Source organism: Actinocatenispora thailandica (assembly GCF_016865425.1).
Taxonomy (GTDB): domain Bacteria; phylum Actinomycetota; class Actinomycetes; order Mycobacteriales; family Micromonosporaceae; genus Actinocatenispora; species Actinocatenispora thailandica.
In genome coordinates this window covers 2,161,160-2,178,834 of record NZ_AP023355.1, presented here as the reverse complement: position 1 = coordinate 2,178,834, position 17,675 = coordinate 2,161,160, and the positions used below count along the sequence as shown (strand labels likewise).

General features: G+C 74.5%; 15 protein-coding genes. 7 read left to right on the top strand and 8 right to left on the bottom strand.

All coding sequences use genetic code 11. The features are described 5' to 3' along the window. Positions 1–69 precede the first annotated feature (69 nt). From Athai_RS09645 to Athai_RS09630, 4 genes are read left to right on the top strand one after another with little or no spacing between them, the layout of a single operon-like run. Positions 70–2,757: a serine/threonine-protein kinase gene (locus Athai_RS09645; RefSeq protein ID WP_203961187.1), complete on the top strand. Its 2,688-nt coding sequence runs from the start codon at positions 70–72 to the stop codon at positions 2,755–2,757. Positions 2,758–2,783: 26 nt separating this feature from the next. Continuing rightward, complete coding sequence (locus Athai_RS09640; RefSeq protein WP_203961186.1) at positions 2,784–3,782, top strand: PP2C family protein-serine/threonine phosphatase; 999 nt, start codon at positions 2,784–2,786, stop codon at positions 3,780–3,782. Next, a complete protein-coding gene (locus Athai_RS09635; RefSeq protein ID WP_203961185.1) occupies positions 3,779–5,065 on the top strand; it encodes a VWA domain-containing protein in 1,287 nt (428 codons plus the stop codon). Before Athai_RS09640 ends, Athai_RS09635 begins: the two co-directional genes overlap by 4 nt. Positions 5,066–5,123: 58 nt before the next feature. Beyond that, positions 5,124–6,092: an FHA domain-containing protein gene (locus tag Athai_RS09630; protein WP_203961184.1), complete on the top strand. Its 969-nt coding sequence runs from the start codon at positions 5,124–5,126 to the stop codon at positions 6,090–6,092. A 152-nt stretch (positions 6,093–6,244) separates the two neighbouring features. On the opposite strand, the gene Athai_RS09625 is transcribed toward Athai_RS09630, so the two are convergent. Both Athai_RS09625 and Athai_RS09620 read right to left on the bottom strand, forming a co-directional pair. Next, positions 6,245–7,102, bottom strand: a complete 858-nt coding sequence (locus tag Athai_RS09625) for a hypothetical protein (protein WP_203961183.1) — start codon at positions 7,100–7,102, stop codon at positions 6,245–6,247. A gap of 251 nt (positions 7,103–7,353) precedes the next feature. Beyond that, positions 7,354–8,523, bottom strand: a complete 1,170-nt coding sequence (locus Athai_RS09620; protein ID WP_239156832.1) for a glycosyltransferase — start codon at positions 8,521–8,523, stop codon at positions 7,354–7,356. A gap of 85 nt (positions 8,524–8,608) precedes the next feature. On the opposite strand from Athai_RS09620, the gene Athai_RS09615 reads away from it, so the two are divergent. Next, positions 8,609–9,880, top strand: coding sequence for an NHL repeat-containing protein (locus Athai_RS09615; protein ID WP_203961182.1), 1,272 nt, complete (start codon positions 8,609–8,611; stop codon positions 9,878–9,880). 104 nt (positions 9,881–9,984) lie between these two features. Here the strand turns inward: Athai_RS09615 and Athai_RS09610 are convergent, their stop codons facing one another. Beyond that, positions 9,985–10,536, bottom strand: coding sequence for a TetR/AcrR family transcriptional regulator (locus tag Athai_RS09610; RefSeq protein ID WP_203961181.1), 552 nt, complete (start codon positions 10,534–10,536; stop codon positions 9,985–9,987). Positions 10,537–10,809: 273 nt separating this feature from the next. On the opposite strand from Athai_RS09610, the gene Athai_RS09605 reads away from it, so the two are divergent. Next, positions 10,810–11,208, top strand: coding sequence for a nuclear transport factor 2 family protein (locus tag Athai_RS09605; RefSeq protein WP_203961180.1), 399 nt, complete (start codon positions 10,810–10,812; stop codon positions 11,206–11,208). Positions 11,209–11,293: 85 nt separating this feature from the next. On the opposite strand, the gene Athai_RS09600 is transcribed toward Athai_RS09605, so the two are convergent. From Athai_RS09600 to Athai_RS09580, 5 genes are all read right to left on the bottom strand, one after another. Next, complete coding sequence (locus Athai_RS09600; RefSeq protein WP_239156831.1) at positions 11,294–12,814, bottom strand: M1 family metallopeptidase; 1,521 nt, start codon at positions 12,812–12,814, stop codon at positions 11,294–11,296. A gap of 83 nt (positions 12,815–12,897) precedes the next feature. Then, positions 12,898–13,107, bottom strand: coding sequence for a dodecin (locus tag Athai_RS09595; RefSeq protein ID WP_203961179.1), 210 nt, complete (start codon positions 13,105–13,107; stop codon positions 12,898–12,900). Positions 13,108–13,146: 39 nt separating this feature from the next. Continuing rightward, entirely contained in the window at positions 13,147–14,007 is an 861-nt protein-coding gene (locus Athai_RS09590; protein ID WP_203961178.1) for a LysR family transcriptional regulator, read from the bottom strand. A gap of 1,315 nt (positions 14,008–15,322) precedes the next feature. Then, positions 15,323–15,934 (bottom strand): type III secretion system chaperone family protein, encoded by a 612-nt coding sequence (locus Athai_RS09585; protein WP_203961177.1) that lies wholly within the window; start codon positions 15,932–15,934, stop codon positions 15,323–15,325. Positions 15,935–16,120: 186 nt separating this feature from the next. Next, complete coding sequence (locus tag Athai_RS09580; RefSeq protein WP_203961176.1) at positions 16,121–16,759, bottom strand: DUF8185 domain-containing protein; 639 nt, start codon at positions 16,757–16,759, stop codon at positions 16,121–16,123. A gap of 266 nt (positions 16,760–17,025) precedes the next feature. Between Athai_RS09580 and Athai_RS09575 the strand changes: the two genes are divergently transcribed. Then, positions 17,026–17,670, top strand: a complete 645-nt coding sequence (locus tag Athai_RS09575) for a TetR family transcriptional regulator (RefSeq protein ID WP_203961175.1) — start codon at positions 17,026–17,028, stop codon at positions 17,668–17,670. Positions 17,671–17,675 lie beyond the last annotated feature (5 nt).

Sequence of the window (17,675 nt, the reverse complement as noted above, 5' to 3'; positions counted from 1 at the left end):
GCGGCGGGCACGCCGTGGGCATCGCACGGCTCGGCGTCTCGTCGGCGCCCCGACGATGGAGGACAGGCCATGAGCGAGCGCCAGCGGGCGAATCCTGGGGAGGGCGCCTTCGTGCCTGGTGCCGGTACCGGCGAAGGGGCCCGCACGAGTGCCGCGCCGTGCCAGCAGCCGGGCTGCTCCGGCCAGTACGCCCCGGACGGCTACTGCGACCAGTGCGGGTCGAAGGCCGCCGCCCGGCCGCCGAGCCAGCGCAACCCGGCGCCGTCCGTTGGCGCGCCGCCGGCCGCCGGGACCGTCCCGGGCGCCGGCGGTCCCGGTGCTGCCGCGCCGACCGGTTGGCCGGCCGGCGCGAGCTGCCAGCAGCCGGGCTGCGCCGGCCACTACGCCCCGGACGGCTACTGCGACCAGTGCGGATCGAAGGCCGCCGCTCCCCCGGCCTCGGTGCCCGGCCCGGCACGTCCGACCTCCGGGCCACCGGCCGCAGGTGGCGGGCTGCCCGGAGCTCCGGTGTCGCCGCCGTTGCCGGGCGACCCGAGCGTGCCGACCGGCGCGATGACCGGCGGTTGGCGGCCGACCGGTGCGACCGCCGGTTTCTCCGGTCGCACCGGAGCCGGCCTCGGCGGCGCCTCCGGCACCGGTACCCGCAGCAGCCGCAGCCGGGCCACCGCGCGCGGTGGGCTGGGTGCCGGCCTGGTCGAGGTACCGCCGGTGCCGCTGCGCGATCCGACCACCGCCGTGATGGCCGACCCGAAGGTGTCGGAGTCGCGCCGCTACTGCGGCAAGTGCGACCAGCCGGTCGGCCGCTCGCGGGATGGCCAGCCGGGTCGGGCCGAGGGGTTCTGCCCGCAGTGCGGTACCGAGTTCTCGTTCCTCCCGGGCCTGTCCGCCGGCGAGGTGGTCGACAACCGGTACGAGATCCTCGGCTGCCTGGCCTACGGCGGGCTCGGCTGGATCTACCTGGCCCGCGACCGGCACGTGTCGGAGGGCGGCGCGGACCGCTGGGTGGTGCTCAAGGGCCTGATCAACACCGGCGACCCGGACGCGATGGAGTCCGCGGTCGCCGAGCGGCGGTTCCTGGTGGAGGTCGACCACCCGAACATCGTCAAGATCCACGACTTCGCCCGGCACCCGGACCCCAAGACCGGTGAGCTGATCGGCTACATCGTGATGGAGTACGTGGGCGGCCAGTCGCTGAAGGACCTGGCGCTGGATCACCGCGACGCCGCCGGGCAGCGCGCCCCGCTGCCGCTGCCGCAGGTCCTCGCGTACGGGCTGGAGGTGCTGCCGGCGCTGGGCTACCTGCACGGTCGCGGGCTGGTGTTCTGCGACTTCAAGCCGGACAACGTGATCCAGGCCGAGGAGCAGCTGAAACTGATCGACCTGGGTGCGGTGCGCCGGCTGGACGATCCGGACGGCGCCATCTACGGCACCCCGGGCTATCAGGCCCCGGACGTGGCCACCCGCGGCCCGTCGGTGGAGTCCGACCTGTACACGGTGGGCCGGGCGCTGGCGGTGCTCAGTTTCACCTTCACCGGCTTCTCCAGCAGGTACGCCACCTCGCTGCCGTCGCCGGCCGAGATCCCGCTGTTCGCGCAGGAGCCGTCGTTCCACCGGCTGCTGGTCCGGGCCACCCACCCGGAGCCGGAGCGGCGGTTCGCCTCCGCGGCGGAGATGGCCGACCAGTTGCTCGGCGTGCTGCGGGAGGTGCTGTCGGCAGCGGACGGGATACCCCGACCGTCGATGTCGACGCTGTTCACCGCGGAGCGCCAGCCGTTCGGGACCGGCGCCGGCGACGTGTCCACCAGCCCGGCGGCTGCCGGTGGCGCCCGGCTGGACGGGCGGGAAGTGGTGGCCGCGCTCCCGCTGCCGCTGGTGGATCCGGCCGACCCGGCGGCGGCGTTCCTCGCCACCGTCGACGCCGCCGCGCCGGCCGAGGCGATCCAGGCGATGCGGCAGGCGCCGGCGCGCACCGTCGAGGTGGCGTACCGGGTGATCCGGGCGCTGATCGAGACCGGTGACGTGCCGGCGGCCCAAGCCGAGTTGCGCCGGCTGGACACCCCGGACGCGGACTGGCGGCACGGTTGGCATCGTGGTCTGCTCGGCCTCGCCGCCGGGGCGCCCCGGGAGGCGCTCGGCGCGTTCGAGGCGGTGGCGGCGGCGCTGCCGGGCGAGCCGGCGGCGCTGCTGGCCGAGGCGGTGGCCGCGGAGCTGTCCGGTCACACCGACCTGGCACTGGCCCGGTACGCCCGGGTCTGGCGGGTCGACCACGGGTACGTCAGCGCCGCGTTCGGGGTGTCCCGGCTGCTGCTCGCCGCCCGCGACCGGCAGGGCGCGATCGCGGTGCTGGACGAGGTGCCGGACTCGTCCAGCCGGCACACCCGGGCGCAGATCGCCGCGATCCGGGCCCGCCTGGACCGGACCGCCGGCGCGTGGGCCGAGACCGACCTGGTCGACGCCGCGGCCCGGCTGGAGAAGCTCGGGCTGGACACCGGTACGCACGCGCAGCTGTCGGTGGAGGTCTTCGTCGCGGCGTTGGAGTGGCTGGGTGTGCCGGCCGACGCCGCACCTCGCAGCACGCCCGGGCGTCCGCCGCGGCAGGCCTCGGGCACCGTGCTCGGTCGGCGGCTGGTGGAGCGCGAGCTGCGGCTCGGCCTGGAGGCCGGCTACCGTGCCCTGGCCAGTCTGGAACGCACCCCGCTCGCGCGCTACGCGCTGGTCGACCGCGCGAACGCGGTCCGGCCGAGGACGCTCGTCTAGGAGGACACGTGGTAGGCAATCCGGCCATGGCGCCGACGATCGACTGCCCGGCCTGCGGGGCGCCCGCGTCCGCCGGGTTCCGGTTCTGCGAGGCGTGCGGCACGCCGCTGCACGGCGTACCGGCGCCACAACTCGCGGTCGAGTGGGTGTCGTCGTCCACCGCGCCGCAACGGTGCGAGGCGTGTGGGCACACCGCGTTCACCCCGGACGGGTACTGCGAGCAGTGCGGCCAGCGCGGGCCGACCGGCCCGGACCACAGCGAGTTCGACCTCGGCCTGGTCGCCGGGGTGAGCGACATCGGGCACCGGCACGAGCGCAACGAGGACGCCTTCGCTCTCGGTGGCCTGCCGGGCACCGCGCTGGTCGCGGTGTGCGATGGGGTGTCCTCGTCGTCGCGCGGCGACGCCGCCTCGCATGCCGCGGTCGACGCCGCGTTGCCGGTGCTGCGGACCGCGCTGACCGAGGGTTCGCATCCCGAGCGGGCGATCGGCCGGTCGGTGCACGCCGCCCGGGAGGCCGTCGCCGCGGTCGCCGGGCCGGACCAGGGCAACCCGCCGAGCTGTACCTTCGTCGCCGCGGTGGTGGCAGCCGGCGCGATCACCGTCGGTTGGGTCGGCGACAGCCGGGCGTACTGGCTGCCCGACGGCGCCGTGCCGCGCCAGCTGACGGTGGACGACTCGCTGGCGAACGAGCTGATCGCGTCCGGGATGCCCGCCGACGAGGCCCGCGCCCAGCCGCACTCGGGTGCGCTGGTGCGCTGGATCGGGGTCGACGCCGACGACGGCCCGCCGAAGGTGCTGACGTTCACGCCGGAGGGTCCGGGACGGCTGATCGTGTGCAGCGACGGGCTGTCCCGCTACCGTTCGGCGCCGGAGGCGTTGGCGTCGGCCACCCCGACCGGGCCACCCCTCGCGGTGGCCCGCCAGCTGACCCAGCTGGCGCTGGACGCCGGCGGCGTCGACAACATCACCGTCGTGGTCGTGCCGTACCCGCCGGCGGCACCGGCCGAAGGGAGCGCTCAGTGAGCCCGCAGTCCGGCTTCACCGCCGAGGTGTACCAGAACCCCTATCTCGCCGCTGGCGCGGAGACCGTCGACGCGGTGATCACGGTGACCGCCGGCGAGGGCGGCGCGGCGCCGGCTCCGACCGGTACGCCGAGCGCGGCCGAGGCCATCATGATCGACTGCTCGGGTTCGATGGGTTACCCGCGCAGCCGGATGATGGAGGCGATCAAGGCCACTGGCGTCGCGGTCGACACGCTGCGCGACGGCGTGCTGTTCGCGGTGATCGCCGGCCGCAGCCGGGCCGAGCAGGTCTACCCGAGCCACGGCATGGTCGCCGCCTCGGCCGAGACCCGGGCGGCGGCGAAGCGGGCCATCTCCGGCCTGACCCCGAGCGGCGGGACCGCGATGGGCAGCTGGCTGGCGCTGGCGAACAGGCTGTTCGCCGACGTTCCGGCGCAGGTCAAGCACGGCATCATGCTCACCGACGGGCGAAACCAGCACGAGACGCCGGAGGCGCTTCGGCAGGTGCTGGCCGAGTGCGAGGGCCGGTTCAGCTGCGACTGCCGCGGGGTCGGCGAGGACTGGGCGGCCAGCGAGCTGCGCACCATCGCGTCCGCCCTGTTGGGCAGCGCGGACGGGCTGGAGGAGCCGGCCGAGCTGCCGGCCGCGTTCCGGGCGATGACCGAGCAGGCGATGGGCAAGTCGGTCGCGGACGTGAAGCTGCGGTTGTGGACCCCGGCCGGGTCCACGATCAGGTTCGTCAAGCAGGTCTTCCCGCAGGTGGAGGAGCTGACCGGGCGCCGGGTCCCGGTGAGCGACCGGATCGGCGAATACCCGACCGGCGCCTGGGGCGCGGAGAGCCGCGACTACCACGTCTCGGTGCAGGTGCCGCCGGGCACGCTCGGCGAGGAGCGGCTCGCCGCCCGGGTCAGCCTGGTCTCCGACGACAACGTGATCGCGCAGTCGCTGGTGCTCGCCCGGTGGACCGAGGACGACGCGCTGTCCACCCAGATCAACGACCGGGTGGCGCACTACACCGGGCAGGCGGAGCTGGCCGAGGTGATCCAGCAGGGCCTGGAGGCACGAGAGTCCGGCGACGACGCCACCGCGACCGCGAAGCTCGGCCGGGCGGTGCAGCTGGCCGACGAGTCCGGGCACGAGCAGACCGCGAAGCTGCTGCGTCGGGTGGTCGACGTCGAGGACGCGGCGACCGGTACGGTCCGGCTGCGCCGGGACGCGTCGTCGCTGGACGCCGAGCTGACCAACGTCCGATCCACCAAGACGATCCGGGTCAAGCGGTCCTGACGGCGGTCGCCCGGTGGCGGCGCCGGCACGACCGGCCGGTACGGATTCGAAAGGCTGCATGCACATGCCGATCTGCCCGAACGGACACAACTCGACCGACGCCGACTACTGCGACGAGTGTGGTGCGGCGATCGGTGGTGCCGCGGCGTCCGCCGGGGCGACCGCGGTGGCGACCGAGGCGTCGGCGGCGCCGGCCCCGCAGACCTGCCCGCAGTGCGGCGCGACGCGCACCGGGCGGTTCTGCGAGGTGGACGGGTACGACTTCGTCGCGGCCGACCTGCGTGGCGACCAGCCGGCCGCCGCTACCGGCGATTCCGGCAGCGGGCAGGCCGGTGGCGGCGGTGCCGGCAGCGGGGAGGCCGGTGGCGGTGCCGGCTCCGGCGGTACCGACGCCGGCGACACGGCCGGCGGCGGGGCCGCGGCCGGCCCGAACGCCGGGAACGGCGGCGCCCACCCGACCGGTGCCGGTGCGGGTGCGAACGACACCGGTCCAGCCGGCGGGCAGGACGCCGGCACCGGCGGCGCGGGTACCGCCGCCGGCGACGTCGCGGAGGGCAAGGGCGCCGCCGGGGACGGCGAGGGCGGTGCCGGCCACCCCAGTACGGCGGGCGATGCGCCGGCGGGGACGCGCTGGCGCCTCGCGGTGCGCGCCGACCACGACTACCACCTGCGGGTGCTGGCGATGAACGGGCCGGACGCGGACCACATGGAGTTCCCGAAGTTCGCCCCGGAGCGGCAGTTCGCGCTGCAGCACGATCAGGTGCTGGTCGGCCGGGCCAGCCGGTCTCGCGGCATCGAACCGCAGATCGACCTGACCGGCCCGCCCGAGGATCCGGGCGTGTCCCGCTCGCACGCGATGTTGGTGCGCGGCGCCGACGGCTGGTCGGTGGTCGACCTGGATTCCGCGAACGGCACCTACCTCAACGACTCCGACCAGCCGATCGCGGCGAACCACCCGGTGCCGCTGCACGACGGCGATCGGATCCATGTCGGCGCCTGGACCACGCTGCGGCTGCTCACCGCGTGATCACCGGGTGAGGGGCCGTCGACCGGCCGTGGCCGGAAGCGGCGCGCACCACCGTGCTGTTCGCCGACCCGGGTGGCGGGTACGACCAGCTGGCCGGTTGTCTGAAACGCCGCCGCCCGCTCTGACACCTCGGTGCGGCGGTGCGGGACGTCTCAGCGGGACAGGAAATCGAGGTACTCCCGGGCCAGGATGGCCTTCCACCAGTTCCGTGCGATCGCCCACTCCTGCGGGTGGGCGTCCCACTGCCAGTTCGGCTCCCAGCTGCCGTCCGGGTTCACGGTGCGCCGCAGCTGGTCCTGCTCAGCGGCGATCAGCTCGGCGTACGGCGCGGCGAACTCGTCGCGGCCCCGGGCGAACAGCGACGACGGTCGCACCACGTATTCGCTCCACCGGGCCGGATCGCGCTCCAGCAGCGCCGCCACGTCGGCCGCCAGCCGCGCGGCGAACCCGGCCGGCGCCTCGGCGCCGAGCGCGCGCAGGTCGTCGTACAGGTCCAACGCGCAAGGCAGCTCGGTCATCGTCACCGGCCCGCCCGCCACGTACCGCTCGATCAGGGTGGTGGCGTCGTCGGCGACCGGCAGGCCGGCCCGCAGCAGGAAGCCGAGCAGCGACGCCGTCGGGTTGATCCCCCACACCCGGTCCTCGGGGCCGGTGTCCTGCCACCACGGCGCGTGCGGGTACGCGTTCGTGGACGGATCGGTGGCGTTCCAGCGACCGTCCGGACGGCGGGTGGCGAGCAAGTGGTCGACGGCTTTGCCGACCAGCGGCACGTTCCGGTCGTAGCAGTCGATCTCGCGCAGCACGGTGGTGGCCCGCCAGGTGCCGATCGGGGTCGAGTGCGGTGAGAAGTTGTCCGGCTCGATCGCCCAGCCGAACCCACCGTCCTCGTTCTGGTACGCCGCGAGCACCGTCAGGACCTGGACGCGCCGGTCCTGGCCGCGGGAGTGCTCGAACAGCAACAGCTCCAGCGGCCTGGCGTTGCGCCGGATGAAGGCCACGGTCTCGTCCATCGGAGGTCCTTTCCCCGCCGGCTCGCCACACCGTAGCGGTCGGCACCGACAGCCACCGCACGATCCGCCCGACAGCGCCGGCAGACGGCCCCGGCGTCACGCGCGGCCGGCCGACCCGGCCGGACCGGCGCGCGCTCGACCCCCAGGATCGGTGCGGGGCCGGTCGGCACCGCCATGGTCGGCGGCCCGCCGCGCGGTGCTGGTCGGACGCGACGACGTCGGCGGGGAGCCGCTTGGCGGTACCGTGCCGGTCAGCCGTAGGTACGGCCCTTCCACGCGGCGCCGCGGCCACGGTAGTGCGCGACGGCGGACTCGACGGTCATCGCCGCGTACAGCAGGCCGGTGGCCGGCAGCAGCAGCGCGGCGACCGCCGGCTGCCGGTAGTAGCGCAGCATCGGCAGGTACGTCGCCGCCTGCAGCAGCCAGGCCGCGGCGCCGAGCCCGGCAGGCAGCCAGTGCGCGGAGACCGCACCGACCACGGTGGCGACCACCGGCACCGCGAACAGCAGCAGCAGGCCGAGCACGGTACCGGCGAGCAGCGCAAGGTCGTGCCGCAGCTGGGCGTACGCGCTGCGGGCCACCATCCGCCACAGCGAGCGCAGCGTGGGGTACGGCCGTACCGAGTCGGTGCCGTCGGCCAGCCCGAGCCAGATCCGGCCGCCGGCTCGGGCCACGCCGCGGGCCAGCGACACGTCGTCGATGACCGCGCCGCGGATCGCCGTCACTCCGCCGGCGGCGGCGAGCGCGTCCGCCCGTACCAGGGTGCAGCCGCCGGCCGCGGCGGCGGTCCGCGCGGACGGCCGGTTCACCCAGCGGAACGGGTAGAGCAGCGCGAAGAAGTAGACGAACGCCGGGACCACCAGCCGCTCGGCGGCCGAGACGGTCCGCAGCCGGGCCATCTGCGACACCAGGTCGAGCCGGTGCCCTTCGGCGGCGGCGACCAGCGCGGTCAGAGCACCCGGCCGATGCGCGATGTCCGCATCGGTCAGCAGCAGGTACTCGGCGCCGGCGCCGGGCTCGGTGCGGGCGGTCGCGGCGGCGACACCGGCGCGCAGCGCCCACAGCTTGCCGGTCCAGCCGGCCGCCGGTTCCCCCGGCGCCAGTACCCGTAGCGGCAGCCGGGCGGTCGGCGCGGCGGCGAGTTTCGCGGCCAGCTCGGCGGTGCCGTCGGTGGAGTTGTCGTCCACCACCAGCACCCGCGCCGGGCCCGGATAGTGCTGGGCGAGCAGGCTCGGCAGGCTGTCGGCGAGCACCGCCGCCTCGTCCCGGGCCGGCACCACGGCGACGACGCTGGGCCAGCGCTCGGGCGGGTCGGTGGGCGGCGGCAGCCGCTGGTCGGTACGCCAGAAGCCGCCACGGGCCACCGCGAGCCACAGCCAGGCGGCGAGCGCTGTCGCGGCCGCCACGATCAGCGCCAACACGGCGAGCAGCGTACGCATCCACGGTCGGCGCGCATCGTTGGGTACCCTACGTGATCATCACATCGCAATGAGGAGTGGTGCATCGATGCGTCGAGCCACCGTCGTCGCCGGACTGTTCGCCGCGCTGCTGGTCGCCGCGCTACCGGCCGCGGGAGCCAGCGCCGGCGGCGCCCAGTCCAGCGTGGTCTCCGCCGACCCGGTCGACTGGACGCCGAACGTGCTCGACGGCACCGTGTACGCGGTCGCCGTGGTCGGCGACGAGGCGATCGTCGGTGGCGACTTCCACCGGGTACGCAGCGCCGACGGCGACATCGAGCTGACCCGGTCCGGCCTGTTCGCGTTCCAGCTCGGCACCGGCGCGATCTCCGCGAGCTTCGACCCGCAACCGAACGGCACCGTGCGCGCCCTCGCCGCCGGGCCGGACGGCACGGTGTACGTGGGTGGCTCGTTCACCGAACTCGCCGGCGGGGCGCACCACGGCCTCGCGCGACTGTCGGTCACCGACGGGACCGCGACAGCCGGATTCACCGCCGGCATCGACACCGGAACCGTCCTCACTCTCGCCACGGACGGCTCCGGACTGTACGCCGGGGGTACCTTCGGCGCCGTCGGCGGCACCGCGCGGCCGGCACTGGCCCGGCTGTCCACCCGAACCGGCGCCGTCGACACCGGCTTCGACGCGGCCGTCGCGCAGCAGCGTTCCGGCCGGCTGCGGGTCAGCCGGCTCGCCCTTTCCGGCACCGGCGCGCTCGGCATCATCGGTACGTTCACGCAGGTCGGCGGGCAGTCGCGGAACCAGCTGGCGGTGGTGTCGGCGGGCACCGGTGCGGTGCGGAACTGGTACACCGACGCGTACCGGCCGCAGTGCAACGAGGCGTACAACAGCTACCTGCGCGACATCGACTTCGCCCCGGACGGGTCGTCGTTCGTGGTGGTCAGCACCGGGCACCAGGCGGGGCCGAAGGCGATGTGCAACTCCGCCGCGAAGTTCGAGCTGGCCGGCGCCGGCCGGCACCACCCGGCCTGGGTCAACCGCACCGGCGGGAACACCCTGCTGTCGGTGGCCTGCACCGGCGCCGCGGTCTACGTCGGCGGGCACCAGCAGTGGCTGGACAACCCGTACGGCGACAAGTCGGCCGGCGCCGGCGCGGTGTCCCGGCCCGGGATCGGCGCGATCGACCCGGCCACCGGCAAGGCGCTCGGCTGGAACCCCACCCACGACCGCGGCAACGGCGTCGACGTGCTGCGCACCTACCCGGCCGGCACCGGCCATCCTGGCGGCCTGCTGGTCGGCAGCGACACCGAACACATGGGCCACGAGTACCACGCCCGGATCGGTGCCTTCCCGCTGTCCTGACCCCGCGAAGCCAGGCCGGGACCCTGTTCCTGGGCTCGTCGTCGAAGCGGCCTCCGCCCGGAGACCGCCTCGTGGATCCGCCGGCGACGGCCGGCGGATCCACGTCAGCGAGGCCGGAGGCCGTCGAACATCATCCGCAGGGTGGCGGCGCGCAGCGCGTCGTCGGTGATCGTCGGAACCGCCCGGGACGCGCCGTGGATGAACACGAAGACCTGCCCGACCGCGACGTCCTCGCGCACCGCGCCGGCCCGCTGCGCCCGGTCGAGCAGCGTGGCGACCGCCTTCGTCACCCGCTCCCGCACCGGCGCGACGACCTCGTCGGTACCGATGCCGGCCCGCTCCAGCGCGTCCGCGTAGGCGATCTTGAGGCCGGACGCCTGCACGGTACGGGCCAGGAAGTCGAACAGTGCGGCGCCCGGATCGGGGTCCTCGGCGAGCCGCTCGGCGTCGTCGGCCAGCGTCTCCAACCGGGCGGCGAGCACCGCGGACAGCAGCGCCTCCTTGGTCGGGAAGTGCCGGAACACGGTACCGACGCCGACCCCGGCCCGGCGCGCGATCTGCTCGGTGGAGGCGCCGAGCCCGTCGGCGGCGAACACCTGCTGAGCGGCGTCGAGCACCCTGGCCCGGTTACGGGCGGCATCCGAACGGGGACTCATGCCCGCTCTCCGCTGCGCTCCGACCGGCCATGAGGCACGGGGGCACGACGCCCACGATTCGCTCGCTCACGCTCACTCATGCCCGCTCTCCGCTGCGCTCCGACCGGCCATGAGGCACGGGGGCACGACGCCCACGATTCGCTCGCTCACGCTCACTCATGCCCGCCCTCCATCGTGCTCGTGCCCCGCTGGACAAACGGAGCCATCACTCCGTATCCTCGAAACGGAGTGGCCGCTCCGAATTCTACCGTCGCCACGCCCGAGGAGTTCACCATGTCCGACACCGCCACCCCGCGCCAGGTCTTCGAGGCCCTGCTGCACGGCATCACCACCGGCGACCTCGCCGGCCTGTGGCAGCTGTACGCCGAGGACTGTGTCGTCGAGATCCCGTTCGCCCGGCCCGAACCGCTGCGTTACGAGGGACTCGCCGCGATGAAGGAGCACTTCGGCAACCCGCTGGCGGGTCGCCTCCAGATCGTCGCGGAAGACGTCCAGGTGCACCAGACCACCGACCCCGAGCTGATCGTCGGCGAGTGGGTCTACCGGTTCACCGCCGGCGACCGGACCGTGGCCTCGCGCAACATCCAGGTCATGCGGGTCCGCGGCGGCAGGATCGTCTGGTCCCGTGACTTCCACGACCACGGCGCGGTCGCCGAACTGATCGCCGGCTGACCGCGCTGGCGGGACCGCTTCGACCCGCGCGCAGCCAGGTCGGGCCCGGGGTCGGGACGGCTGGCGCCGTCCCGACCCCGGCGGCTCAGCGCCCGGCGAGCAGCGCGTCGGTGTGCCGGATCCGGCTCAACGAGGCCGGCGCGCCGGCCGGCACCGCGCCGCCCGCCGGCAGGTGGAACACCGAACGTGGCGGCTTGCCGGTGCTGAACAGCCAAGTGTCGAACAGCTGCGACAGATCGCGCCCGGACAGCCGCTCGGCCAGCCACTCGAACTGCGGGATGCTGCCGTTGCCGTACCGGTGCGTCGCCGCCCAGGCGCGCAGGATGCCGAAGAACGTCCGGTCCCCCACCACGTCGCGCAGCGCCTGCAACGCCATCGCGCCCCGGTCGTACACCGCGTCGGAGAACTGGTGCTTGGCGCCGGGATCGCCGGGCTCGACGCTCCACAGTGGATCGTCGGCCGGGTGCGCGTCGTAGTCCGCCAGCGCCACCGACAGCGCGCTGCCGGCACCGACGTGCTCGGAGTACAACCACTCGGCGTAGCCGGCGAAGCCCTCGTTGAGCCAGATGTCCGACCAGTGGTGCACCGAGACCGAGTCACCGAACCACTGGTGCGCGTTCTCGTGCACCACCACGTACGGATCGAAGGAGGTCTCGAAGAAGTCCAGCCCGTACATCGGCCGGGTCTGGTCCTCCAGCGCGAAACCCGCCTCGTAGTTGGGCACGATCCCGCCCAGCGACTCGAACGGGTACGGCCCGAACAGCGAGCTCTCCCAGTCGATCACCGACGCGGTCAGCCCGACGCTGGCTCGCGCATAGAGCGCGTGATCCTTGCTCAACCCCTGGTCGTACGCCTCGATCACCGGCCGGCCGCGCGCGTCGGTCGAGGTGTCGAGGTCGTAGTGACCCACCGCGAGCACGGCGAGATAGGTCGCCATCGGGCGGCTCTCCCGCCACCGCCACCGCGTCGTACCGTTTCCGGCGGGCTGCGTGCCGGCCAGGATGCCGTTGCTGATCGCCTGGTAGCCGGTCGGCACCGTCACGTCGATCGCATAGCTCGCCTTGTCCAGCGGGTGGTCGTTGCTGGGGTACCACCACCAGGAGATCTCCGGCTCGTTCGCCGCCACCGCGCCGTCGGCGGTGCGCATCCACGAGGTGAACCCCTCGGCGGTCACCGTGGACGGGACCCCGTGGTATCGCACCCGCACCACCATCCGCTGCCCGGTGTGCAGTGGCCGCGCCGGGGTCAGCACCAGCTCGTGGTCGCCGCTGCGGGCGAAGCGCGCCGGCCGACCGTTCACCGTCACCGCGTCGGTGGTGAGCGCGAAGTCCAGGTCGAACCGGGTCAGGTACTGCGTCGCCCGGCCGGTCAGCGTCGCAGTGCCGGCCAGGTGGTCGTTGCCGGGTCGGTAGTCCAGATCCAGGTCGTAGTGCGAGATCCGATAGCCGCCGTTGCCGTAGTCGGGGTAGTACGGGTCGCCGATGCCGGGCGCGCCGACGCCGCCCGACGCGGTCGCTGCCGCCGGCGCCACACCGGCGGCGAGGACGGTGGAAAGGGCCGCCGCGCCGAGCGCGGTGAGCACCCTGCCGATTCTGTTACCGGACACGGATTCACCTCCGGGGACGAAATCTCCGGAAGGAACCTATCGAACATGTCGGTCGGCGCGACCGCGATGCCGGCCGGAACGGATCACTCCTCGATCCGGAACCCGACCTTCAGCCCGACCTGGTAGTGCGCCACCCGGCCGTCCTCGACGTGCCCGCGTACCTGGGTCACCTCGAACCAGTCCACGTGCCGCAGGGTGCTGCAGGCGCGGGAGATTCCGTTGTCGATCGCCTGGTTCATCGACTCGGACGAGGTGCCGACGATCTCGGCCACCCGATATGTGTGATCGGTCATGCCTCACCATGACATGCCGGGCCACCCGGCGGATCCCGATCAGGTCAACCCGAGCTCGGCACGCAGCCGCGGCAGCACCGCGAGCAGCTTCGGATGGCCCGGCCGCCGCGTCACCAGCGACAGCCGCAGCCGGGTTCGGAACGGCAACCGGTCGATGACCTCGCCGGGCCGCAGGTCGGTCGCGACCGCCGAGCGGGGCAGGACCGCGAGATGACCGCGGCGGCGGGCCATCGCCACCGTCGTCGGCACCGAGGCGCCCCGTCGCACCGTGGCGCCGAGCAGCGTCAGCCGCTGCCGCGTCGGGGCGCCCTGCATGTCGTACGTGTAGCAGACGACCTCGCGGTCCCGCAGCGGCGTGCGGCCGGCCCCGGGCCCGGCGACGCCGGCCGGCCGGAACCAGACCAGCTCGTCCCCGCCGACCGACCGGGACTGGGTGCCACGCGGCAGCTCGACCTGCTCGGCGATGGCCACCAGCGCGGCGTCCATGGTGCCCTCGGCGACCCACTCGATCAGCCGGTCGCCGTGGTCGACCCGCTGGTCGACCACGGCGTCCGGCAGCAGCGCGTCCAGCACCGGGAACAGCGCGGCGGCCATGCTGGCGAACGTGCCCACCACGATCGGCCGGGCGGTGTCGGCCGACTGCGCGGCGGCGAAGACCCGGTCCAGGTGGCCGAGGATGTGCTCGGCCTGCCGGGCCAGTTCGGCGCCGGCCGCGGTCGGTCGGGCGCCGGTGGTGTCGCGTTGGAACAACCGCAGCCCGACCCGCCGCTCCAGCCGGGTCAGCCGGGCGCTCGCGGCCGGCTGACTGAGCCGTACCGACCGGGCGGCAGCGCCGATCGAGCCGCACCGGGCGACGGCCACGACCAGCTCCAGGTCATCGATGTCCGGGCGGGAAGCCATAACGCGAGTCTATGGGTCGCGGCCAACATCAGCCCGCTACCGGCGACCGCCGGCGGCACCGACGATGAGGCCATGTCCGTACCGAGGCGCGATGTCACGATCATGCTGGGCACCACGTTCGTCGTCTGGCTGGGCCAGCGGATCACCGCGGTGGCGATGCCGCTGGTGGCGCTGGCGGCGAGCCACTCCGCCTGGTCCACCGGCCTGGTCGGCGGGATGGCCGGGCTGCCGCTCGTCACCGCGCCCTGGTGGGCCCGGCGCTGCTGGCAGCGCCTCACCAGCGGCCGGGCGATCGCGCTGGTACTGGCCGGGCAGGTGGTCGGCCTGCTGATCGTGCCGGTCGCCGCGATCGCCGGCCACGTCGGCTGGTACGCGCTGGCCGCGACGGGCCTGGTCTCGGGCGGCTGCACCGCGCTCGCCGGGCCGGCGCAGCGCAGCCTGCTCGCCGAGATCGCCGAGCCACTCGGCGACTACGCCGCGGCGAAGGCGCTGGCCTGGCAGGACTTCGCGCACCGCAGTTCGATGGTGGTCGCGCCGGCGCTGGGCGCGCTCGCGGTCGGCGCCTGGGGTCCGGTACCGCTGCTGTGGTGCGAGGCCGCCGGTGTCGCGGCAGGCGCCGCGCTGCTCGCCACCGTGCGCGCCCACGCCACCGGCGTGACCGGGGCAGCCGCCGCGGCGGTCGAGCGGCCGACGATGCGCGCGGCGCTGCGGGCGCACCCGTCGATCGCGGTCGGGGTGGCGATGTCCGGCCTCGGCGGCCTGGTGTGGTTCGCCTTCACGCTGGGCCTGGCGGTGCGCGGCGCCGAGGCGCACCGGCCGGGTGCGCTCATCGCGGCCGCGATGACCGGCTACGGGCTCAGCTCGGTGCTGTCCGCGCTGGCCAGCCCGCGGCTGCTGCCCCGGCTGCCCTGGCTCGCGACGGCGGCCGCCGCCTGGATCGGGCTCGGGCTGATGTTCGTCGGGGAAGCCGGCGCCGGCGCCTCGGTACCGCTGATCGCCGCGATCGCCGCGGGCGGCGGCCTGCTCGCCCCGCTCGGCAACGGCGCGCTGGACGCGCTGATCGGTACCCGGACGGCCGGCGCGGAGCGCCGCACCGCGTTCGCCGCCGCGGACTTCGTGCACGACGGGGCGGTGTCGGTCGGCCTGGTCGCCGGCGGCACGGTGCTCGGGCTCGCCGGCACCACCGGCACGCTCCTGGTCGCCGGCCTGGCGCAGCTCGCCGCCGGCGTGGCCGGGCTTGCCTGGCGGGCCCGGCGCCGCGCGATCCGGCGCGACGGGATCCGGCGCCGCGGGATCCGGCGCGGCGCCGACGGAATCAGAGCACGGCGCCGTCGCCGTGCAGCCAGTCGGCCCACGCCTCGGCCACGTCCACCGCGCAGCCGAGCAGCTCGTCGAGCAGCTGGTCGTGCGCGCCCGGAACCAGCGGCACCTGCATCTCCGCGTACAGCGGGAGCCGGCCCGACTCGCCGGGCTCGCCCAGGTACGCCTTGAGGAAGCGCCGGTCGTGGTTCCACGAGTTGACCGCCGGGAACGCCTGCGACGCCCACTCCGGCGCGACCGTCCCGTGCGCCCGGGCGCGGACCATCAGGATGTCGCGGTCCGGCCCCTCCAGGGCGAACATCACCGCGTGCCGCTCCCACATGGCGACCAGGTTGCCGGTACCGGGGTCGGTCAGGAAGTACACGTCGAGCCGGCGCAGCGCCGCCGACAACCGGTCGGTGGTCACCGGGCTCGGCCCGCTGCTCGCCGCCTTCAGCAGCGGCATCAGGTCGTGCACGCCGGTGCGCTCGGCCGGCACCCGGCGCCGCACCGTCACCGCATCGATCGGCCCGAAGGCCTCCGGACCGAACGCCCTGTCGTCGGCGACCTGCTCGGCACCGTCGTTTCGAGAAACACCGTCGCGCTGGCTCCTACGCCACCATGGCATCGCGTCGTCCCCTGCTCGCTTATCGGGAGGTGTCCGAGCGCCGGCGGGTACGCACGCACGATCTTCGGGCGCCGGCACGATCGGATCTGGTTGTCGGTGAGCCGACCGGTGGGACGCCGGTTTGGGGGGCTCCGCGGCCGACGTTACCGGCGATCGGCAAGCACGTCGCGGTCGCTGTTGGACAGATCACCCGTCACTGCGTGTGATCTCACCGTGGTTCACCGGATCGAGCGTCAGCCCACCGGGGCGTTGGTACCACGCCGTGCCGTTTCGGGCCTGCGCCGACAGCCACCGTCCCGAGATGCCGAAACGTACCGGTTCGTCAGCCAGGAAGCCCATCCGTACCAGCGCCAGCACCACCCGCATCGGCACCCCGGCGCGGACCGTACCGGAAGCCAGGGTGATGCCCGGGTGGTCGAGCAGGGCGTCCCGGACCCGGCGCTCGCCGACGCCGCGGCCGGTCGAGTCGCGCAGTGTGGTGGCGGCGAGCTCGGCGATCCGGCGCAGCTCCGGCGCCGGTACCTGCTCCACCGGTTCGGCCGCCGCCGGGGGGAGCGCACCGCGCCACCGCGCGTCGTACCGGGCGGGCAGCGCACCGTCGGGCAGCGCGGCGAGCAGGTCGGCGGCCCGCACCGTGGCGTCGTCGGCCAGCTCGCTCCGGACACTTCGGCCGACCAGCACGGCGAACGGCAGCCGGGACCACAGTGCGACCAGCCCGCCGCCCGCCGGCCGCAGCCGGACCAGCGCGGCGGGATCCAACCGCACCAGCCGGGCGCAGTAGGCACCCGCGTCGGGCACCGACTCCGCGGCGATCACCCGCACCACGCCACCCCTTCCCGGCCGACCGGCACCATCGTCCCGGTGCCCCGATCCGCAACCTGGCTGGACCCTATCCGGCCCGGTCCGCGAGCGGCACCTCAGCGGTCGGTACGGGATGCGGGCCAGCGGACAGTGCGTACGGGCCCGCGCCGGGCACCGGGTACTCGCGGGTGATCGGGTACCTTCGCCCGTCCGGTGCGGGCCGCGAAGGTGACGGCGAGCTACACGTTGGTCAAGCACATATTTCGGCTCGACCCAGGTATGGTGCCGGCATGACCGCCGAACCGGTGGGTCTGCGTGCCCGTAAGAAGCAGCAGACCAGGGCCGCCATCTCCGACCAGGCCACCCGGCTGTTTCTCGCCCGCGGGTTCGACCGGGTCACGATCGCGGAGATCGCCGAGGCCGCCCAGGTCGCCAAGATGACCGTGACGAACTACTTCCCGCGCAAGGAGGACCTCGCGCTCGACACGCACGACGAGTTCGTGACGCTGCCGGCGGCCACGGTGCGCGACCGGCAGGTCGGCGAGTCCGCCCTGGCCGCGCTGCGCCGCGGCTATCTCGCCGCGGTGGCCGCGCGGAACCCGCTGATCGGCTTCGCCGGCGCCGAGTTCGCCCGGCTGATCACCGGCAGCCCGGCCCTGGTGGCCCGGTTGCGCGAGTTCCACGAGGACCGGGAGGCCACGCTCGCCGAGACGCTCGCCGACGAGACCGGGGCCGAACCCGACGACGTCGTGCCGCGAGTCGCCGCGGCACAGCTGGCCGGCGTGCACCGGGTGCTGTTCACCGAGGCGCTGCGCCGCACCCTGGACGGCGCCGCCAACGACCGGATCGCCGCCGACCTCACCCGGCTCGCCGAGACCGCGTTCGCCCTCCTGGAGCCGTCCCTCGCCGGCTACGCCGTCCGCGCCGTGGCCTGACGCGG